General features: G+C 70.0%; 15 protein-coding genes and 1 pseudogene. 8 read left to right on the top strand and 8 right to left on the bottom strand.

Going from position 1 to position 20,015, the window contains the following annotated elements; genetic code table 11:
- Positions 1-226: 226 nt before the first annotated feature.
- Positions 227-1,006: a PIG-L family deacetylase gene (locus tag L942_RS39165; protein ID WP_037370244.1), complete on the bottom strand. Its 780-nt coding sequence runs from the start codon at positions 1,004-1,006 to the stop codon at positions 227-229.
- A gap of 208 nt (positions 1,007-1,214) precedes the next feature.
- Here L942_RS39165 and L942_RS39160 point away from each other — a divergent pair, with 208 nt between their 5' ends.
- Positions 1,215-2,567 carry a TrpB-like pyridoxal phosphate-dependent enzyme gene (locus L942_RS39160; protein ID WP_037370243.1) on the top strand — a complete coding sequence of 451 codons (1,353 nt, stop codon included), beginning with the start codon at positions 1,215-1,217 and terminating at the stop codon, positions 2,565-2,567.
- A 742-nt stretch (positions 2,568-3,309) separates the two neighbouring features.
- Here L942_RS39160 and L942_RS39155 read toward each other — a convergent pair.
- From L942_RS39155 to L942_RS39145, 3 genes are read right to left on the bottom strand one after another with little or no spacing between them, the layout of a single operon-like run.
- Entirely contained in the window at positions 3,310-4,896 is a 1,587-nt protein-coding gene (locus L942_RS39155) for a hypothetical protein (RefSeq protein WP_037370241.1), read from the bottom strand.
- Positions 4,872-5,642 (bottom strand): ABC transporter ATP-binding protein, encoded by a 771-nt coding sequence (locus L942_RS39150; RefSeq protein ID WP_037370239.1) that lies wholly within the window; start codon positions 5,640-5,642, stop codon positions 4,872-4,874. The genes L942_RS39155 and L942_RS39150 overlap by 25 nt, the downstream gene beginning before the upstream one ends.
- Positions 5,643-5,684: 42 nt before the next feature.
- A complete protein-coding gene (locus L942_RS39145) occupies positions 5,685-6,242 on the bottom strand; it encodes an ester cyclase (RefSeq protein WP_037370238.1) in 558 nt (185 codons plus the stop codon).
- Between the two features lie 72 nt (positions 6,243-6,314).
- Between L942_RS39145 and L942_RS39140 the strand changes: the two genes are divergently transcribed.
- Positions 6,315-6,992, top strand: a complete 678-nt coding sequence (locus tag L942_RS39140; protein WP_037370236.1) for a TetR/AcrR family transcriptional regulator C-terminal domain-containing protein — start codon at positions 6,315-6,317, stop codon at positions 6,990-6,992.
- Here L942_RS39140 and L942_RS39135 read toward each other — a convergent pair.
- Both L942_RS39135 and araD read right to left on the bottom strand, forming a co-directional pair.
- Positions 6,976-8,751 (bottom strand): VanW family protein, encoded by a 1,776-nt coding sequence (locus tag L942_RS39135; protein ID WP_037370235.1) that lies wholly within the window; start codon positions 8,749-8,751, stop codon positions 6,976-6,978. The two genes, L942_RS39140 and L942_RS39135, sit on opposite strands and share 17 nt — an antisense overlap.
- Positions 8,752-8,842: 91 nt before the next feature.
- The gene (araD, locus tag L942_RS39130) at positions 8,843-10,561 is read right to left on the bottom strand and encodes an L-arabinonate dehydratase (RefSeq protein WP_037370231.1); all 1,719 of its coding nucleotides are present in this window, start codon (positions 10,559-10,561) and stop codon (positions 8,843-8,845) included.
- A gap of 119 nt (positions 10,562-10,680) precedes the next feature.
- On the opposite strand from araD, the gene L942_RS39125 reads away from it, so the two are divergent.
- The 3 genes and pseudogenes from L942_RS39125 (at position 10,681) to L942_RS39115 (ending at position 12,861) form a co-directional block, all read left to right on the top strand.
- On the top strand, positions 10,681-11,334 hold the full coding sequence (locus L942_RS39125) for a GntR family transcriptional regulator (RefSeq protein ID WP_037370228.1): 654 nt from the start codon (positions 10,681-10,683) through the stop codon (positions 11,332-11,334).
- Positions 11,335-11,338: 4 nt separating this feature from the next.
- Entirely contained in the window at positions 11,339-11,842 is a 504-nt protein-coding gene (locus L942_RS39120; protein WP_037370226.1) for a metallophosphoesterase family protein, read from the top strand.
- A gap of 18 nt (positions 11,843-11,860) precedes the next feature.
- A pseudogene (locus tag L942_RS39115) lies at positions 11,861-12,861 on the top strand (PHP domain-containing protein).
- Here the strand turns inward: L942_RS39115 and L942_RS39110 are convergent.
- Both L942_RS39110 and L942_RS39105 read right to left on the bottom strand, forming a co-directional pair.
- Positions 12,827-13,411 (bottom strand): L,D-transpeptidase family protein, encoded by a 585-nt coding sequence (locus L942_RS39110; RefSeq protein ID WP_037370223.1) that lies wholly within the window; start codon positions 13,409-13,411, stop codon positions 12,827-12,829. The pseudogene L942_RS39115 and the gene L942_RS39110 sit on opposite strands and share 35 nt — an antisense overlap.
- Positions 13,375-14,232: a chitosanase gene (locus L942_RS39105; RefSeq protein WP_037370220.1), complete on the bottom strand. Its 858-nt coding sequence runs from the start codon at positions 14,230-14,232 to the stop codon at positions 13,375-13,377. The genes L942_RS39110 and L942_RS39105 overlap by 37 nt, the downstream gene beginning before the upstream one ends.
- A 279-nt stretch (positions 14,233-14,511) precedes the next feature.
- On the opposite strand from L942_RS39105, the gene L942_RS39100 reads away from it, so the two are divergent.
- The 3 genes from L942_RS39100 to hrpA all read left to right on the top strand — a co-directional run bounded on the left by L942_RS39100 (position 14,512) and on the right by hrpA (position 20,013).
- Positions 14,512-14,859, top strand: coding sequence for a hypothetical protein (locus L942_RS39100; protein WP_037370217.1), 348 nt, complete (start codon positions 14,512-14,514; stop codon positions 14,857-14,859).
- A 9-nt stretch (positions 14,860-14,868) separates the two neighbouring features.
- Positions 14,869-16,062, top strand: a complete 1,194-nt coding sequence (locus tag L942_RS39095) for a cation:proton antiporter (protein ID WP_037370215.1) — start codon at positions 14,869-14,871, stop codon at positions 16,060-16,062.
- A gap of 75 nt (positions 16,063-16,137) precedes the next feature.
- Positions 16,138-20,013: an ATP-dependent RNA helicase HrpA gene (gene hrpA / locus L942_RS39090; RefSeq protein ID WP_037370213.1), complete on the top strand. Its 3,876-nt coding sequence runs from the start codon at positions 16,138-16,140 to the stop codon at positions 20,011-20,013.
- Positions 20,014-20,015 lie beyond the last annotated feature (2 nt).

Raw genomic sequence — 20,015 nt, 5'->3', positions numbered from 1 at the left:
ACTCCCGCACTAGCCGGTGGTGCACCCGCCCGACGGCATGCTGCGGCCCGTGCTGACTGCGTCGCCGGGTAGCGGCAGTGCTAGGGTTGGCGGACGTTGGCCAGTTGCGGAGGCCTGGCGCAGGTCGACCAGGGAGAGCGCAGGCCCAGCTGGCCACCCGCGCCCCATGCCCCCTCAACCGCACTCCCACGCCCCAACTCCGCGCCCGGCGGCGCACCCCGTCCGGTCAGAGGCCTTTCATCAGATCCGTCTCCGTCACCCCCGGTCCCTCTCCGTCCCGGATGAACCATTCCGTCCCGAACGCCTCGCCGAATTTGTCCTCCGGCAGCGCCAGGAAGAACGACTCCTCGCTGATCTGGCTCCGGTGTGCGCGCATCGCCGCCCGCTTCGCCTTGGCGTAGGCCATGACGTCTACTTTGGCGGTCAGTTCGGCTTCCGGTTTGCCGATCGGCGTCTCCTCGTCCGGGCCGCCTTCCTCGCCCGCTGCTCGTGCGGCTTCGGCGGCTCGGCGGATCTGGTCGCGGTTCGCCGAGCCCTGGTAGACGCGCGGCGTGCCCGCGAGTTCGGCCGCGCGCATGCCGACGCGGTGGACCTGGATGTGGTCCGGGTGGCCGTAGACGCCGAAGTCGTCGTACACGGTGAGCACGTCGGCCGACTCCTCGCGGAGGATCTTCGCCAGCCGCTCCGCGGCTTCCTCGACCGGGGCGCTCCAGAACGTGTCCGGGGCGTCGTTCGACGGGTCGCCCATCATTCCGGAGTCCTCGTATCCCAAGAACTCCACGCGCGAGACGCCCAGCACCTCGGCCGCCTCGTGCGTCTCCCGCACGCGGCGGTCCGCGAGCTGCTCGCCCTCGTCGAGCAGGCCCTCGGGGATCTCTCCCTTTTCTCCGCGCGTGGCCACCACGAGCACCACCCGGTGCCCCTCGTCGGCTGCCTTGCGCATCACGCCGCCGGTCATGATCGCCTCGTCGTCCGGGTGGGCGTGGAACGTCACCAATGTCGCCATGCCAACGAACCTACCGCCGCCCACCGACAAAAACCGGCGCCTGCCGAAAACCGCTTCCGGAGAATCTGCCACACCCTCCATTGTGGACAGGTCGCCCACATGGGTGGACCTGCCGCTTTATCGGCACGAGGGGTCCCCTCGCGCACTCCGGCGCTTGGCTTCTCCTGCTGCCCGGCTTACGTTGGGGTCCGCCGACCGAGGAGGCGTCATGGCAGAACGGACGAAATACATCCTGGACGAAGCCGATCTCCCGGCGCAGTGGTACAACGTGGTGCCGGACCTTCCGGAGCCACCGCCTCCGCCGCTGCACCCGGGCACCCGCGAGCCTGTCGGGCCCGCGGACCTGGCTCCGCTGTTTCCGCAGGCGCTCATCGAGCAGGAGGTCACTGCCGAGCGCTACATCGACATTCCCGAGGAAGTCCGGGACGTCTACCGGCTTTGGCGTCCGTCTCCGCTCTACCGCGCCCGCCGGCTGGAGAAGGCGCTCGGGACCCCGGCCCGGATCTACTACAAGTACGAGGGCGTCAGTCCGGTCGGCTCGCACAAACCAAACACCGCTGTGCCGCAGGCGTTCTACAACGCGGCAGAGGGCGTCACGCGGCTCACCACCGAGACCGGCGCCGGGCAGTGGGGGAGCGCGCTGGCCTTCGCGTGCGCGACGTTCGGGCTGTCCTGCGAGGTCTGGCAGGTGCGGGCGTCGTACGACCAGAAGCCGTACCGGAAGCTGATGATGGAGACTTTCGGCGCGCAGGTGTACCCGAGTCCATCGGACCGCACTGCCGCGGGCCGGGCGATTCTGGCGGAGAACCCGCAGTCCACGGGCAGTCTCGGGATCGCGATCAGCGAGGCGGTCGAACAGGCCGCGGCGGATCCGGGAGCGCGATATGCGCTGGGCAGCGTGCTCAACCATGTGCTGCTGCACCAGACCGTGATCGGGGAGGAAGCGCTCCGGCAGTTCGAATTGGCCGGCGACACCCCGGACGTGCTCGTCGGCTGCACCGGCGGCGGCTCGAACTTCGGCGGGCTCGCCTTCCCGTTCCTGCGGGAAAAACTGGCCGGCCGGATGAACCCGGTGATCCGCGCGGTCGAACCGGCGGCCTGCCCGACCCTCACCCGCGGCCGCTACGCCTACGACTTCGGCGACACCGCCGGTCTCACGCCCCTGCTGAAAATGCACACGCTGGGCCACGGCTTCATCCCGGACCCGATCCACGCCGGCGGCCTGCGCTACCACGGGATGTCGCCGCTGATCTCGCACATCTACGAACTGGGCCTGATCGAGGCGCTCGCGATCGGCCAGCAGGAATGTTTCGCCGCGGGAGTGCAGTTCGCCCGCACGGAAGGCATCATCCCCGCGCCCGAGCCGACGCACGCGTTGGCCGCGTGCCTCCGGGAAGCGTTGCGCTGCAAGGAGACCGGCGAAGAGAAGGTGATCCTGACGGCGCTTTGCGGACACGCGCATCTCGACCTGCCCGCGTATGGCGCGTATCTGGCCGGGGACATGGTGGACAACGAACTTCCGGACACCGCGCTGGAGGAATCGTTGGCGGCGCTGCCCTGAGGGATGCGGTTGGCGAGGGGAGAGCAACGGGCCGGTGGGCAGAAGGCGCGCGATGGGAGGGAGTGCTTGGCGAGGTTTGTTTTGTTTGGCGGGTGACGGCTGGATGGGCCGACTGGCGTGGCGGGGCGGCTGGCGTGGCGGGGTGTCATCGGCGGGCGGCCGTCGGCTTGGGGAACGCCCGGTCGGTCCGGACGGTTTGGCGGCCTTGGCATGAGTCGGGCCGGGTTAGCTGGGCCGTCCGCACGGGTGTGGCCGGTGTAGGGGGACGCGAGTGCGGTTGCTCGAGAGGGGCGCGAGTGCGGTTGGGCGAGGGGAGGACGGGTGTAGCGGTGGTCGTGCGCGGAGGTGGAGCGCGGGAATGGCCGGTGGGGCGGGCCGCCAGTGTGGTTGGCGGAGCGGATAGAGGGTGAGGTTGGTCGAGGGTGGGTGTAGTTGGTGGCGTCGGGCGCGGGCGGACCGGTGGCACCCGGGAGCGGCCGCGGAGTGGGGAGCGGCTGTCGTCGGCGGAGTGGACGTCGGCGGAGTGGAACGGGGGTGCGGTCGGCCGACGAAGCGCGGGTGCGGTCGGTGAAGCGTGGTGTCGTCGGTGAAGAGCGACGTGGGTGCGGTCGCAGAGAGGGCGCGGAGACGGTCCGCAGAAAGGAGCGATTGACCGGTAGGGCGCGACGACCGTCAGTGAACGGGACGGCCCTCGGCTAGGAACGCCCGCGCCGCCGTTCGACACCTCCGCAAGAAAACTCCGTCACCTCTCTTTGGAGACCGTCGCCAGCAACTCCGGCCCACGCGTCGCCAGCCGTTGCTGGGCGAGCGAGCCCCACCACCACGCCAATGCGATGCCCGTCGCGATCCCGGCCGGGATGCCGAGCCATTGCAGCACTGGCAGATCCGCCAACGTCCCAGCCACGCACAGTGCGATCACCGGCAGCGCGCCGAGCACGATCAGCAGCGTCGTCGCCAGCATCAGGGCGGCTCGGGCGCACCCCGGTCGACCGCCGGACGACCATGGGCTGCCGCTGCGGCGTTGATCCGGCAGCGGGAAGGCCAGGAAGACGGACTGCAGCATCAGCACCCCGGCACCGGCGCCCAGCATCGCGGGGACTAGGCCCAGGACCCAGGGGTACGCGCCCGGCACGCCGGTGACACCCGGCAGAACCAGAGCCAGCACCACGGCAACCGGGGCGACGATCAGGGCCCACGCCAGCTGACGGCCGCGGATGTCGGCGCGTTCGGCGCCGGGGACGACCAGCGTGTGCCACAGGGCGCTGCCGTCCATTCCGTACAGGTTGCCGGACTGCATGGACGCGAAAACCACCACCGCGACCCCGAAATACGGCAGCATGGCCGACCGGCCACCGCCGCCGGACAGGGCTGGTACGACGGTGACGACGAAGCCGATGAGCAGCGTCGACAGCAGGGCGACGCGTCGGCGGGCGTCGCGCCACCAGGTGAAAAGCTCCTTGCGGGCCACGGCGCCCACCGGTGTCGAAGGCAGCAGGCTGCGCCGCGTGCGGGTGCTCTTCGCGCGGGTGCGGGCGGCACCGCGGAAGGAAGGCGTGGTGACCTGCCGGGCCAGCAGCGCGCCCCAGAGCACGACGAGAACCGCTACGACACCGAGCAGCGCGGCGAAAAGGCCGCCGACCGTGCTCCATTCGCCGGTCCCGGCGGCGTGGACCGCGAGCGTGCCCCAGCCAGACGGAAGGGCGTGCATGACGCTGACGAAACCGGGCATCCGGCCGCTGACGATGGCCGGGCCGATGCTGTTCATGACGTAGTTCACCGCGACGCCGGACAACCCGGTGAGCGCCACCAGGATGATGCCCAGCTCCTTGCCCTTGCGCGACGTCAGCAACGCGCCGAGCGCGGCCATCACCACGCGGTACAGCAGCACCACGAACGCCAGTTGCAGCACCGCGAACACGAGACCGACGAGCGCGGCGCCAGCGCCGAACCGCAGCCCGTAGAACGCCAAACCGAGGAACGCCAGCAGGCTCACCAGCGCGGTGACGCCCACGAAGCTCGCCGCGAGCAGCCCGACCGCCAGCTTGCGGCGGCCGATCGGCAGCAGCGCGAAGTGCTCCGGCCGCAGGGTGTCGTCGCCGCCTCCGGTCGCGATCGGCGCGAGCACCCAGCCCGCCATCCACACCGCGTAGACCGAGGTGAGCAGGTCGACGGTGATCCGCGCTTCCGGAGCCGGGAACACCGCGATGCCGATGGTGAACGCGGCCGCCAGGAGACCGAAGATCCCGCCGACGACCATTCCGGCGATCTGCCGCCCTCGCAGCGAATTGCGCAGGACCCGCAGCTTCAGTCGGACGAGGACGCCAACCACGCCAGCCCCTCCGCTCCACCGGTCCGCCCGCCGACAATGTGCACGAACGCGTCTTCCAGCGTGCCTTCGCCCCGCACGTCGGCCACCGCGCCCGCGGCGACGACGCGGCCGCGCGTGATCACCGCGACGTGGCTGCAAAGCTGTTCCACCAACGCCATCACGTGGCTCGACAGCACGACCGCGCCGCCGGAGGCCACGAACCGCTGCAGGATCGTGCGGATCGTGGACGCGGAGACCGGGTCCACCGCCTCGAACGGCTCGTCCAGCACGAGCAGCCGAGGCCCGTGCAGCAACGCCGTCGCGAGGCCGATCTTTTTGCGCATGCCCGCGGAATAGTCGATGACGAGGGTGCGCTCGGCGTCCGTCAGCTCCAGCACGCCGAGCAGTTCCTGGGCGCGTTCGGCGACCGTGTCCGGCGGGAGCCCGCGCAGCAGGCCCATGTACGTCAGCAGTTCCCGCCCGGTGAGCCGCTCCGGAATGGACAATCCGTCCGGAAGAACACCGATCAGGCTTTTCGCCCGTTCCGGTTCCCGCCAGACGTCCACGCCGAACACGCGCGCCTCGCCGGCATCCGGCCGGAGCAGCCCGACCGCCATCGACAGCGACGTCGTTTTCCCGGCTCCGTTGGGCCCGACGAGGCCGAAAAACGACCCCCGCGGCACTTCCAGCCGGATGTCGTCTGCCGCCAGCGTCGTCCCGAACCGTTTGGTGAGTCCGTAAAGCCCCATGGCCGCGTCGTCGGACACCGGTTCCCCCTTCCCGTGGTGTGCGCCCGACTGTACGCGGGGTCACCGACAAAAAGCGGGCGGAGTGGTGTCGGAAAGCCGCGGATCCGGGTCGCCGGACATCGCCAGCAGCCCGCGCGCCGCGCGCACCAGCTTCGGCCACGAGGCGGGTTTCCGGACGTCGTACGCGCGCAGCAGCTGGCGGAGCATGGTGAGCGTGTCGAAGTAAACGCGTTCGCACACCAGCTGTTCGTTGGTGTCGAAGAGGAAATACGCGGTCATCCGGATCCGGAACCGCTGTCCGGTCGGCGGAATCCTGCCGAGCGGTCCGCGATGGGTGCCGAGGAGCCAGAACTCGACGATCACCGCGTCCGCGCTGTGCCGCAGCGCGATGATTTCGTGGTCTTGATCGGGAAAAGCGCGACGAGTCTCGTCGTAGTAGCCGCGCACCGCGGAATCGCCGTCGTGCACGGTCATCGTCGGCACGATCTCGTAGTGCGGATGGGGGAACGTCGCCAGCACGTCGTCCCAGTCCTGGCGCACCTCGTCGCGGAAGTGGTCGAGGACGAGCTTCTGCCGGGCGCGCAGCACTTCGGGCGCGGGGATGGCCAACGGGTCCACGGGTTCCTCCCAACCGGAAACCGCAATTTATCCCACGCTGTGGATTTAAGGCAAGTGCGCCATGATGGAGCCGTGAACACCACGACTCGCCGGGGACGCCCGCGCAAGGGAGACGCCAGGCTGTCGCGGGAGGCGATCCTGACGGCCGCGCTGGAAGTAGTCGACGCCGACGGAGCGGCAGCGGTGAGCATGCGGACAGTCGCGCAGCGCCTCGGTGTGGATGCGAAGAGCCTCTATCACCACATCGGCGGCAAGGAAGCCCTGCTCGACGCTGTCGCCGGGCACGTGCTCGGCGGAATCGACCTCCCGGAGCTGACCGGACAGCCCGAAGACGACCTGCGCGCGATCGCCCGATCCTTCCGGCAAGCGACGCGCGCGCACCCGCAGGCAGCCGCGCTGGTCCTAACCAGACAGTTGCCGTCGATCGCCGCGCTCGCCCCCGTCGAGGCGGTGCTTTCGGTGCTGCGCAAGGCAGGTGCGTCGGCCGAGGAGGCGGTGCACCTGCTGCGGTCGCTCCTGGCCGTCGTGGTCGGCTCGCTGCTGCGCGAGGCCGGTGCGGGACCGGCGTTCGGCGTCACCGACGAAGCCGGGATCGCCCGTCGCCGCGCCGAATTGGAGCAGACCGAACTTCCCGCCGTCGTCGAATCCGCGCCGCATCTGGCGCGATGCGATCACGAAGCGGAGTTCTCCTTCGCCGTGGACCTGGCGGTGGCCGCCACGATGCAGCGACTCGCTACTCCCCGCAGGTGATCTTCGGCTGCGGGTTGTAACGGACCGACCGCGTGTGCCGCGAAACTTCCCGGCCCGACGAGGCGTCGCGCAGGATCCGCGTGTCGCTCGCGGTGAACCCGGGCGCGCCGTTGGACGGGTGGCAGTTTTCCGCCGGACCCGGTTTCGTCGGCGGCGGGGTCGGGTTCGTGCGCTCGCCGGGCACCGACTCGACGGTGTAGCGCTTGGTGCCCCAGAGTTTCACGGTGATCGACGACGGCGTCCAGACGGTCTGGATCGCGACCCCGGTGTCCGAGTCGTTGGTGAACTTCAGGTCGATCACGCTGGCGCCGTTGGGATTCTGGAACACCGTCGCCTCGCGCGCGGCCGGGTACCGGCTGATGTAGTAGCTGTGTTCCTTGTGCCCGGCGTCCTTCATCCCGGAGAAGTACGCCGCGTTGTACAGCGTGGTGGCGAACTGCGAAATGCCGCCGCCGACCTCGCGCGCCGGCGCGCCGTTCTCGATCACGCCCGCCTCGACATAGCCCTGCGCGCGCCCGCGCGGACCGGTGAATCCGTTGAGGCTGAACGTTTCTCCCGGTTTCACGATCGCGCCGTCGACCTTTTCGGCGACCACGCGGATGTTCGTGCCGGAGTCGGGGGCGAACCCGCCGGTGGTGAACTCGCCGATGACTTCCTTGACGCCGAGCTTGTCCGCCTGCTCGGTGGTGACCTTCGCGGGCGTCTTCTTGTAGATCGCCTTCAGCTCCCGGCTGTCGGTCTGCTTCAGCGTGTTCGGCAGCGGTTTGAGGCTCTGCTCCCAGTCGACCGTGTTGCCGTCCGCGGACGGTTCGACGACCGGTTTTCCGCCGGAGAACGCGATCGCCGCGTCCTTGCCCTCCTGCTCGGTGGACTTCAGCTGCGGCGCGAGCGCGTCGGTGACCTTCTTCGGGTCGATCTGCGGGGCGAGGCTGCCGCCGTCGCCGGGCACGAACGTGAGCGCGCCGGCGATTTGCTCGGGCGTCAGCGTCGCGTCCGCGCCTTCGCCCTTGACGACGACCGGCGCGGACACCGCGGGTTTGGCGAACTCGGCGAGCGCGCGCTGGACGCCTTCGGCGGTGGTGCGCACCGGCGTCGGCGCGACCGGAAGCGTCAGCTCGCTGCCCGAGGCCCAGCCGCTCAGCACCTTCGCCCGCGCCGCCGCGACGTCCAGCTTCTGCCCGGCCTGCGGCGGGACCGCGACCGGCCTGGTGCCGTCGAACCGGATCGTGCCCTCGACCGGCTCCCGGTCGACGCGGCCGCGCAGGTCCTCCAGCGCCGGGTCGAGCTTCTCGTTCTCGACGTGCGACACGACGCCCACTTCGCGAGTGCGGAAGAACGACGCGAGCCGGGCGAACGGGTTGACCGGCTGGTCGCCCGCTTGGTCGAGGGTGCCGCTCCAGTCGAGCCCCAGCCCGGCTTCGGTCGGCGACAGCTTGGTGTGCGCGTTGCCCGCGGTGACGGTGAGCGGCTGGGTGAGCCGGGGCTCGATCTTCCCGCGCAGTTCGCGTTCGGCGACCGGCCGCTCCAGCCCGCCGACGTCCACGCCGGCCACGACGACGCCGCGCGGCACCCGGCCCTGGCTCGTCAGCAGGTCGATGAGGTACGCGACGACCAGCACGCCGAGCACGCCGCCGCTGATCCAGCCCGCCTTGCGCAGGCCGCGCCGGCGCGGCGGGGACGGAGGCTCCTCCGGCGGCACGACCGGCAGGATGTCGGTCTGGTCGCTGTCGGTTTCCGGCCAGCGCGGTTCGTACTGCACCTCACGACCCCTTCGATTCTCTGCGGGCAGGGGCACAGCGTACGGGCCGAGCCGGACATGCCGGACTACTGCCCCCAGCGGAACAAACCGGTCACCCGGCGTCAGGTTCGGGATTGGCGCCGGAGCGGGCGAGGAAGTCGAAGTCGCAGCCCTCGTCGGCCTGCGTGATGTGCTCCGCGTACAGCGCACCGTAACCTCGCTCGAACCGCGGCGCAGGGGCGGTCCACGAAGCGCGACGACGCTCCAGTTCGGCGTCGTCCACCTCCAGCCGCAACGTCCGCGCGGGCACGTCGAGGGTGATCAGGTCACCGTCGCGGACGAGCGCGAGCGGTCCGCCGACGTGCGATTCCGGCGCCACGTGCAGCACGCACGCGCCGTAGCTGGTGCCGCTCATCCGGGCGTCGGAGATCCGCACCATGTCCCGCACGCCTTGTTCCAGCAGGTGCGCCGGGATGGGCAGCATGCCGTACTCGGGCATGCCGGGGCCGCCGAGCGGGCCGGATCCGCGCAGGACCAGCACGGAATCGGCGGTGATGCCCAGCGCGGGATCGTCGATGCGCTTCTTCAGGTCCGCGTAGTTGTCGAAAACCACCGCCGGCCCGGTGTGGGTGAGCAGGGCCGGGTCGGCGGCGATGTGCTTGATCACCGCGCCGTCGGGCGCGAGGTTGCCCCGCAGCACCGCGACGCCGCCTTCGCTGGCGACCGGGTTGTGGCGGGGACGGATCACGTCGTCGTTGTGCACGCCGGCGTCGGCGACGGAATCGGCGAGCGGACGCCCGGTGACGGTGATCCGGTCGAGGTTCAGCAGGTCGGTCAAGCGGGACAGCAGCCCGGGCAGTCCGCCCGCGTAGTAGAAGTCCTCCATCAGCCAGTCGCCGCCGGGCCGGATGTTCGCCAGCACCGGCACGCGGCGGGCGATCTCGTCGAAGTCGCGCAGGGACAGCGAAATCCCGCTGCGCCCGGCCATCGCGATCAGATGGATCACCGCGTTGGTCGACCCGCCGAGCGCCAGCACGGTCGTGATCGCGTCGGCGTACGCGCGCTCGTCGAGGATCTTCGCGATCGTGAGGTCTTCCCACACCATGTCCACGATGCGCGCGCCGCTCGCCGCGGCCATCCGATGATGCGCGGAATCGACCGCTGGGATCGAGGCCGCGCCGGGCAGCGTCAGCCCCAGCACCTCGGCGGCGGACGTCATGGTCGACGCGGTGCCCATCGTCATGCAGTGGCCGGGGGAGCGGGCGAGACCGCGTTCCAGCTCGGCCATCTCCCGGTCACCGATCGTGCCCGCGCGCCGTTCGTCCCAGTACTTCCACATGTCGGTGCCGCTGCCGAGCACTTCGCCGCGCCAGTTTCCGCGCAGCATCGGACCGGCGGGCACGAAAATCGACGGCAGCCCGGCGCTCGCCGCGCCCATCAGCAGCGCCGGCGTGGTCTTGTCGCAGCCGCCCATCAGCACCGCGCCGTCGACCGGATACGACCGCAGCAGTTCCTCGGTCTCCATCGCCAGCAGATTCCGGTACAGCATCGGCGTCGGCTTCTGGTAGGTCTCCGACAGCGTCGCCACCGGGAACTCCAGCGGGAAGCCGCCCGCCTGCCACACTCCGCGCTTGACCTGCTCCGCGCGTTCGCGCAGGTGCTGGTGGCACGGGTTGATGTCGCTCCAGGTGTTGAGAATGCCGATCACCGGCTTGCCGAGGTGTTCCTCCGGCTCGTAGCCGAGCTGCCGGGCGCGGGTGCGGTGGCTGAAATTCCGCAGGTCGTCGCCGCCGAACCACCGGTGGCTGCGCAGGTCCTCGGGTGCCTTCATCGCGGCGCGGTCCTCTCGGTCGACGGATGGCATCTGATATATGATCGTACGTGTCGACGCTCGGAGACGCCCGCCTGGTTGAATGTGCGGGGACGAGCGCGAAAGCCAGGAGGGTCGGCATGCCGTCCACGTTCAGCCTCCCCGCCTCCCGCACCGAGGTGGTGCTGGAGGAGATCCGGCGCGGCATTCTCGCCCGCGAGCTGCTGCCCGGGCAGCAGCTGGTGGAGGCGGAGCTGGCCGCGCGGCTCGGGGTGTCCAAGACGCCGGTGCGCGAGGCGCTGAAGGTGCTGTCCAACACCGGGCTGGTCACGTTCAGCCCGTACAAGGGCGCGTCGGTGTGCGTGGTCGACGCGGAGCTGGCGCGTTCGGTCTACGACGTGCGGATGGTGCTGGAGCCCGAAGCGCTGCGCCGCGCGGTGCGGGCCGCGGACCGCGAGTCGTTCGACGAGGCGTCGCAGATCCTCAAGGAAGCGTCGGCCGCGGACGCCGACCAGACCACGCTGAGCCTGCTGAACCGGCGATTCCACCGGGCGCTGTACGCGGGCTGCGGCAACCCGCTGATGGTCTCGATGCTGGACGATCTGCGCGACCGCGCGGCGCTGATCACCGTGGTCGGCTGGGACGCGAAGCCCAGCTGGCGCAAGGAATGGAACGAGCACAAGGCGGTGCTCGCCGCCGCGAAGAAGGGCGACGAGGACGGCGCGGCCGAGCTGCTGCGCGCGCACATCGCGGCGTTCCTCGACCACGTGCTCGAGGCGATCGGGGAGGAGTGACGACGTGCGGTTGCTGCTCGTCGCGGACACCCATCTGCCGAAGCGGGCGAAGGAGCTGCCCGCACAGGTCTGGGACGAAGTCGCGCAGGCCGACGTCGTGATCCACGCGGGCGACTGGGTCGACGTGGACACCCTCGACGCGCTGGAGGCCCGCAGCGCCCGGCTGATCGGCGTTTACGGCAACAACGACGGTCCCGAACTGCGGAAACGCCTGCCCGAGGTGGCCAGGGAAACGCTGGAAGGCGTGCGGCTGGCGGTGGTCCACGAGACCGGCGACGCGAAGGGGCGCGAGGCCCGGTGCGACGCACGGTATCCGGACGTCGACGTGCTGGTCTTCGGGCACAGCCACATCCCGTGGGACTCGGTGACGCCCGGCGGGCTGCGGCTGCTCAACCCCGGTTCGCCCACCGACCGGCGACGGCAGCCGTTCTGCACCTACCAGACCGCCGAGATCCACGACGGCCGTCTGGACCGCGTCGAGCTGCATGAGCTGCCACGGCGCGGCTGAGCGGGTAGAACAGGAGGCATGGACCCGGCCCGCGCCCTGCGCGACATCGCCTTCCAGCTCGAACGCGCCGGTGAGCCGACTTACCGGGTGCGTGCCTTCCGGCAGGCGGCCGCAGTGGTCGACCGGCTGTCCGAGGATGAGCTGGCGGCCCGCGTTGCCGCGAACTCGCTTCAGACTTTGAAGGGGATCGGCAAAGCCACGGCCGGAGTCATCGAGGACGCGTGGCACGACCGTACGCCCGCGTACGCGGCGAAGCTGCCCGAAAGCACGCTGCCGGATGGCGGTGCGCTGCGTACCGCGCTTCGCGGCGACTGTCACACGCACTCCGACTGGTCGGACGGCGGCAGCCCGATCGCCGAAATGGCCGAGACAGCGCGCGAGCTGGGACACGAGTGGATCGTGCTCACCGACCATTCGCCGCGGCTGACCGTCGCGCGCGGCCTGTCCGCGGAGCGGTTGCGGGCGCAGATGGACGAGGTGGCGCGGGTGAATGAGCAGCTGGCGCCATTTCGCCTGCTGCACGGCATCGAGGTCGACATCCTCGACGACGGTGCGCTCGACCAGACCGAGCAGCTGCTGGACCGGCTGGACTTCGTGGTGGCGAGCGTGCACTCGAAACTGCGGATGCCGGCGCGGGAGATGACGCCGCGGATGCTGGCTGCCGTCGAGAATCCGCACGTCCGCGTGCTGGGGCACTGCACCGGACGGCTGGTCGGCGGACGCAGCAGGCCGGAGTCGCAGTTCAACTCGGAGAAGGTGTTCACCGCGTGCCGCGAGAACGGCGTGGCGGTGGAGATCAACTCGCGGCCGGACCGGCTCGACCCGCCNNCCGGCTCGACCCGCCGATGCGGCTGCTGCGCCAGGCGGTCGAGCTGGGCTGCGAGTTCGCGATCGACAGCGACGCGCACGCACCCGGCCAGCTCGACTGGCAGAGTTACGGCTGCGAGCGCGCCGAAAAGGCGGGCATCGGCCCGGACCGGGTCATCAACACGCGGACGGCCGAGCAGTTAGTGCGATGACCGGCTCCCGCGCGGGGTCGAGCCAGCGCAGGACGGCGAGGAGATCGTCGAGGGCCAGCGCGACGCAGCCCGCGGTCGGTCCGCCGGTGGCCACGTGCAGGAAGAACGCCGAACCAGCACCGGGCACGACCGGCGAGCGGTTGTAGTCGATCACCACCGCGTGCGTGTACGCCGGGCCTGCGGCGCCGAGGTTTTCTCCGGCGGTTTCGTCGAACGGCCCCGCGGCGCCCCGGTAGTGCGTGTTGTACCGCGGGGAGTGCACATCGGACACCCACCAGTCCGAAGTGGTCACTTGCCGATAGGGGAGCCGGGTGCCGGGATTCGGCGCGATGCCGAAGGCCTCGGTGAGCGGCCAGGTTCCGGCCGGGGTACGGGAAAGTCCTTCGCGTGCGATGCCGATTCCTTGCGCGCCGACTTCCGCTGGGTACGGACCGAGCGCCCGTACCCAGCGGTCGCCGTCGAGGTCCCACGCGGACGCGTGGTGCGTGGTGACCGCGAGAATCTGTTGCGGGTTCAGTTGATCTCGTACGGGTCGCCGTAGACCTTCCACTTCAGCGGCGTGTGCAGATCGAGGTTGCCGTCGTTGAGGAACACCAGTTGCTCGGTGTCGACGCGGGAAGTGTCCGCATGCGCCTCCTCCTTCTTCATGACCACCTTGCGCGCGTCGAGGAACGCTTTGAGGTACGCGGTTTCGTCACCGCCCTGTGCGGGCGGCTTCGCCTTCGACAGCGCGGCGTCGCGGATGCCGCCGAAGCTGTCGGCGCTCGTGCCGGTGCCGTGCATGACGATGGCGTCGTAGTAAATGAACTGGCCGAGCGCGCCGAGACCGTCGGATTTGCCTTGGTTCACTGCCGGATCGAAGTACACTCGGTCGCGTTCGCTGTTCTGCGCGGCCTGGAATTCCTCGGTGGCCGCGGCCTGCTTCCACGCGCTCTCGAAGGCCGAGCCGAGACCTTCGTGCGAATCGGAGCCGTTGACTTTCTCCAGCGCGGGCAGGAACTTCGCCAGCGGGTTGTCCGGCACGGCTTTGGTGTAGGCCCGCACCAGTTCGAGCATGTCGCCGGTGCCGGAGCAGAACCCGATGATGCCCGCGGTGTAGCCGCGTCCGTCGCCGATGTCCTCGATGTAGGAATACTGCTTCTTCCAGTCGAGCGAGGAGTTTTCCGCGCTCGACACCAGCTGCATCGCGATCTCCTTCTTCTCCGGAGACGCGAGGTCGCCGCCGGAACCCAGCACAGCGGAAGACACTGCCGAGGAGGCGAGCGGGGCGGTCGCGGCGGCGGCTGAGAGAGCTGGAGTGCTGAGGACGAGAGCGAGGGCCGAGGCGGCCGTGAGACCGGCGACCAGCGTGGGCCGCATCGTCTTGCGCATGAGGGGGATCCCTTTCCGCGGTACGTGGGCAAGGCGGCCGGACCGGCGAATGAACCGGTTCCGGATACTGCTGCGGCGTAGCGCCACGATAACCGAGCGTGAAGTGGCGAGGCAAGGGATTCGCCGAGGTTTCACGGATGTGAACCAGGCAAGTCCACTATGGACAAAGAGGAATCGCCTGCGGGCGGACGGAAGCGCGAGAGCCCAGCGCTCTGTCTATTGTGGACTCAAAGCGGAGCGCCCCGGCGCACCTTAAAGACATGGTAAACTCGTGCTGAGATGACGACTGCTGCCGCCGCTTCCGCGCCGCGGCACCGGTCCATCCTCAGCCTGCTGCTTGCCGTGCTGCTCCTGCTCGGCGTGGCCGTCCCCGGCCCGGGACCGGCGGGTCCGCGGCCGCTCGATCCCGAACCCGCCCTGGTCCAGGAGCAGGGCCCGTATCTCGTCGCCGCGCACCCGCTGCCGCTCGCCGACGCCCCGGGCGAGATCCGCCTCGCCCGGCCGGACTGGTGCACCGTCCCGTTTTCCGCCGCGCCCGCGGTCGAGCTGGACCGCGCGCCCACGCCCGCCGCGGCGCGGGCCCCGCCCGGTTGCCGAGTACTCGTTTCCCCGGTACCCGGCTCCTAAGAGGATTTCATGAGCAACGGTCATGCTTTGCTGGCCGTCGGCGGCGCGTTTCTCGCCGCCGGCGCCCTCGCCCGCGTCGGCGCCCGGATCGGGCTGCCCACGATCCCCCTGTTCATGCTGGCTGGTTTCGTCTTCGGCCCGCACACCCCCGGTCTGTCCCTTGTGGACGATCCGGCCGAGTTCGGCGTCCTGGCCGGGCTCGGTCTCGTGTTCCTGCTGTTCTATCTCGGACTGGAGTTCTCCCTCGACGACCTCGCCCGCGGCGGCGCCAGACTCGCCGGCGCGGGGCTCGCGTACCTGGTGCTGAACATCGGCGGCGGGCTCGCGTTCGGCTTCGCACTCGGCTGGGGCACGCGCGAGGCGCTGGTGATCGCCGGCGCGCTCGGCATCTCGTCCTCGGCCATCGTCACCAAGCTGCTCCTGGAAACCCGGCGGATGAACAACCGGGAATCCCGCCTTATCATGGGCATCATCGTGCTGGAAGACCTCTTCCTCGCGCTGTATCTCGCGCTGCTGCAGCCGGTGCTCAGCGGCGCGGACGGGTTCGGCGCGGCCCTCGCCGACTTCGGCAAGGCGTTCGGCTTCCTGCTCGTGCTCGCCGCGCTGGCCCGGTGGGGCGGACGGCTGGTGTCGCGGCTGTTCGGTTCGGCGGACGACGAACTGCTCACCGTCTGCTTCGTCGGCGTGGCCGTGCTCGGCGCCGCGGTGGCCGAGGAGGTCGGCGTGTCCGACGCGATCGGCGCGTTCATGGTCGGCATGATGCTGGGCAATTCCCAGGTCGCGCCGCGGGTGCACAAGCTGGTGCTGCCGCTGCGGGACGCGTTCGGCGCGTTGTTCTTCTTCATCTTCGGGCTGTCGATCGACCCGGGCGCGGTCGGCACGGTCGTCCTCCCGGTGCTCGCCGCGGTCGCGCTGACGCTGGTGCTCAATCTCGCCGCCGGGGCGTTCGCCGCCCGGCTGCACGGCTTCGACCGGCAAGAAGGCGTGAACATCGGCCTGACCGTGCTCACCCGGGGCGAGTTCTCGCTGGTCCTGGCGGCGATGGCGACCGCGGCCGGGCTGGACTCGCGGGTCGCCCCGTTCGTCGCCGGGTACGTGCTGCTCCTGGCCGTGATCGGCCCGCTCGCCGTGCTCCGCTCGGACCGGCTGACCTGGCTGCTCCCGGCCAAGCTCGTGCCGCCGCGCCCGGCCCCGGTGCCGTGAGCCGGGGCGCCGGGCTGTCGCTCGCGGCATATTCGGAAGCCACGACGGTCACGCACGGCTATCCTTGGCCCAAGTATGTCCACTCCATCTCCCCTCGCAGAGCTGCGCGCCCAGCTGCCCGAATTGATGCTGCGCGACGAGCACCGGCTCCGCCGTCGTCTCGACGGCGCGCGCCGGGCTCGCGACAAGCAGCAGACGGCTGAGCGCATCGCCGCCGACGTCGAAACGGCGCTGCTGCGCGTGCAGCAGCGCCGCGAAAGCGTGCCGAAGATCGAGTACCCCGCCGAGCTGCCGGTCAGCAGGCTGAAGGACGAGATCGGCGACGCGATCCGCGAGCACCAGGTGGTGATCGTCGCGGGGGAGACCGGGTCGGGCAAGACCACGCAGCTGCCGAAGATCTGCCTCGAGCTGGGCCGCGGCGTGCGCGGGCAGATCGGGCACACCCAGCCGCGCCGGCTCGCCGCGCGCACGGTCGCCGACCGGATCGCCAGCGAGCTGAAGACCGAACTGGGCGACACCGTCGGCTACAAGGTCCGGTTCACCGACCAGTCCGGCCAGGACACCCTGGTCAAGCTGATGACCGACGGCATCCTGCTGGCCGAGATCCAGACCGACCGGATGCTGCGCCAGTACGACACGCTGATCATCGACGAGGCGCACGAGCGCAGCCTCAACATCGACTTCATCCTCGGCTACCTCAAGCAGCTGCTGCCGCGCCGTCCCGACCTGAAGGTGATCATCACCTCGGCGACCATCGACCCGGAGCGGTTCTCACGGCATTTCGACGACGCGCCGATCGTCGAGGTCTCCGGCCGGACCTACCCGGTCGAGGTGCGCTACCGCCCGCTCGTGGACCCGGACGACCCCGAGGGCGATCCGGACCGCGACCAGACGCAGGCGATCGCCGAGGCGGTCCAGGAGCTGTCCGGCGAGGGCCCCGGCGACATCCTCGTGTTCCTCTCCGGCGAACGCGAGATCCGCGACACCGCGGACGTGCTGAACCGGCTGGAACTGCGCAACACCGAGGTGCTGCCGCTGTACGCGCGGCTGTCCGCGGCTGATCAGCACCGCGTCTTCCAGCGGCACACCGGACGGCGGATCGTGCTGGCCACGAACGTCGCCGAGACGTCGCTGACCGTGCCCGGCATCAAGTACGTGATCGACCCGGGCACCGCGCGCATTTCGCGGTACAGCCATCGCACGAAGGTGCAGCGGCTGCCGATCGAGGCGATCTCGCAGGCGTCGGCGAACCAGCGCAAGGGCCGGTGCGGGCGGACCTCGGACGGCATCTGCATCCGGCTGTACTCCGAGGAGGACTTCGAGTCGCGGCCGGAGTTCACCGATCCGGAGATCCTGCGGACGAACCTGGCGTCGGTCATCCTGCAGATGACGTCGCTCGGCCTCGGCGACATGGCCGCGTTCCCGTTCGTGGAGCCGCCCGATCGCCGCCAGGTCACCGACGGCGTGCAGCTGCTGCAGGAACTCGGCGCGTTCGAGCAGGGCGTTTCCTCGAAGCTCACCGAGGTCGGCCGCAAGCTCGCGCTGCTGCCGGTGGACCCGCGGATGGGCCGGATGGTGCTGGAGGCCGCGCGGAACGGCTGCGTGCGCGAGGTGATGATCATCGCCGCCGCACTGTCCATTCAGGACCCGCGCGAACGGCCGGCGGAAAAGCAGCAGGCCGCCGACGCGCAGCACGCCCGGTTCGCCGATCCGACGTCGGACTTCCTCTCCTACCTCAAGCTGTGGGAGTACGTCAGCGAACAGCAGAAGACATTGACCGGCAACCAGTTCCGTCGGATGTGCCGCGCCGAGTACCTGAACTACCTGCGGATCCGCGAGTGGCAGGACATCTTCGGGCAGCTGCGCCAGCTCGCCAAACCGCTCGGCATCACGCTCAGCACCACGCCCGCAGATCCGCAGCGGGTGCACACGGCCCTGATTTCCGGGCTGCTCTCGCACATCGGGCTCAAGGACCCGGCCAAGGGCGACTACCTCGGCGCACGCGGGGCCCGCTTCGCGGTGTTCCCCGGTTCGGCCCTGTTCAAGAAGCAGCCGCGCTGGGTGATGTCCGCCGAACTGGTGGAGACGTCGCGGCTGTGGGGCCGGGTCAACGCGCGGATCGAGCCGGACTGGGTCGAACCGCTCGCGCAGCACGTCGTGAAACGGTCGTATTCGGAGCCGCACTGGGAGCGCAAACAGGGCGCGGTGATGGCGACCGAGAAGGTGACGCTGTACGGCGTGCCGCTGGTCGCCGACCGGCGGGTGAACTACGGCCGGATCGACCCGGAGGTCTCGCGCGAGCTGTTCATCCGGCACGCGCTGGTCGAGGGCGACTGGCACACCAACCACCGGTTCTTCGCCGAGAACCGCGCGCTGCTGGACGAGGTCGAGGACCTGGAGAACCGCGCGCGGCGGCGGGACATCCTGGTGGACGACCAGACGCTGTTCGAGTTCTACGACGCGCGGGTGCCCGAGGACGTCGTGTCCGTGCGGCATTTCGACAGCTGGTGGAAGAAGGCGCGGCGGACCGATCCGGACCTGCTGTCGTTCGAGAAGTCCATGCTCATCAACGAGGTCGCGGGCGCGGTCCGCGAATCGGACTACCCGGACTCGTGGACGCAGGGCACGCACGTCTTCAAGCTGACCTACCAGTTCGAGCCCGGCGCCGGCGCCGACGGCGTGACCGTGCACATCCCGCTGCCGGTGCTGAACCAGGTGACGCCGGACGGTTTCGACTGGCAGGTGCCCGGCCTGCGCGGCGAACTGGTGACGCAGCTGATCAAATCGCTGCCGAAAACGTTGCGGCGCAACTTCGTTCCCGCTCCGGACACGGCGGCCGACGCGTTGACGCGAATGTCCCCTTCGGACGGTCCGCTGCTCGACATCCTGGGCGACGAACTGCACGCGATGCGCGGCATCGACATCCCGCGTTCGGCGTGGGACCTTTCCGCGGTGCCGGATCACCTCCGGATGACCTTCCGCGTGGTGGACGAGCGCGGCAAGCGAGTGGCCGAGGGCAAGGACCTGGACGAGCTGAAGCGCCGGCTCGCGCCGCGGGTCCGGGAGACGATTTCCAAGGCGGCCAACAGCATCGAGAAGGCCGGCCTGGTGCAGCCGTCGTTCGGAGAGCTGCCGAAGGTGTTCGCCTCGACCCGCCGAGGGCACGACGTGAAGGCGTATCCGGCGCTGGTCGACGAGGGCAAGTCGGTGGCCGTGCGGCTGCTCGACACCCCGGCCGAACAGCAACACGCGATGTGGGCCGGCACGCGGCGGATGCTGCGGCTGAACCTGAACTCGCCGATGAAGTTCATTACGCGGTCGCTGTCGAATTCCTCGAAGCTCGTGCTGAACCGCAACCCGCACGGCAGCGTCGCGGGCCTGCTGGAGGACTGCGTCGACTGCGCGGTGGACGCACTGATGGCCGCGGCCGGCGGCCCGGCCTGGGACGAGGCGGGGTTCGCCGCGCTGCTGGAGAAGGTGCGGGCGGGGTTGAACCCGAAGGTGCTGGAGGTGCTGACGGAGGTCGAGCGGATCCTGCGCGCGGCCATCGACGTCGAAACGCGCCTGGCGGACACCCGCGGCCCGGCCGAGTCCCTCGCGGACATCCGGCGCCAACTCGACGGCCTGGTCCACGCGGGCTTCGTGACGGAGACGGGCGCCGACCGACTGCCGAACGTGGTCCGGTACTTGCGCGGCATCGAGCGGCGGCTGGAGAAACTGCCGCTGGAACAGACGCGAGACCTGCAGCGGATGGCGGACGTCGCGTGGATCACGAAGGAGTACGAGGACGCGATGGCCGCGTTGCCGCCGGGGACGTCTTCGCCCGCGCTGGCGGAGGTGCGGTGGATGATCGAGGAGCTTCGGGTGAGCTTCTTCGCGCAGACCCTGGGGACGGCGCATCCGGTGTCGTTGAAGAGGATCACCAAGGCGTTGGACGACGCGCTCGCTTGAGG

The sequence above is a fragment of the Amycolatopsis orientalis DSM 43388 genome, assembly GCF_000411975.1.
In the GTDB taxonomy this organism is placed as follows: Bacteria; Actinomycetota; Actinomycetes; order Mycobacteriales; family Pseudonocardiaceae; genus Amycolatopsis; species Amycolatopsis orientalis_D.
The sequence above is the reverse complement of the archived record's forward strand: the minus strand, read 5'-3'. Positions and strand labels throughout refer to the sequence as shown.

What these genes read in the sequence shown, in the direction of transcription:
- L942_RS39165 (WP_037370244.1), bottom strand. Translation starts at nt 1,006, where the DNA reads ATGGCGACATTGGTGACGTTCCACGCCCACCCGGACGACGAGGCGATC.
- L942_RS39160 (WP_037370243.1), top strand. Translation starts at nt 1,215, where the DNA reads ATGGCAGAACGGACGAAATACATCCTGGACGAAGCCGATCTCCCGGCG.
- araD (WP_037370231.1), bottom strand. Translation starts at nt 10,561, where the DNA reads ATGAAGGCACCCGAGGACCTGCGCAGCCACCGGTGGTTCGGCGGCGAC.
- L942_RS39125 (WP_037370228.1), top strand. Translation starts at nt 10,681, where the DNA reads ATGCCGTCCACGTTCAGCCTCCCCGCCTCCCGCACCGAGGTGGTGCTG.
- L942_RS39105 (WP_037370220.1), bottom strand. Translation starts at nt 14,232, where the DNA reads ATGCGCAAGACGATGCGGCCCACGCTGGTCGCCGGTCTCACGGCCGCC.
- L942_RS39100 (WP_037370217.1), top strand. Translation starts at nt 14,512, where the DNA reads ATGACGACTGCTGCCGCCGCTTCCGCGCCGCGGCACCGGTCCATCCTC.
- L942_RS39095 (WP_037370215.1), top strand. Translation starts at nt 14,869, where the DNA reads ATGAGCAACGGTCATGCTTTGCTGGCCGTCGGCGGCGCGTTTCTCGCC.
- hrpA (WP_037370213.1), top strand. Translation starts at nt 16,138, where the DNA reads ATGTCCACTCCATCTCCCCTCGCAGAGCTGCGCGCCCAGCTGCCCGAA.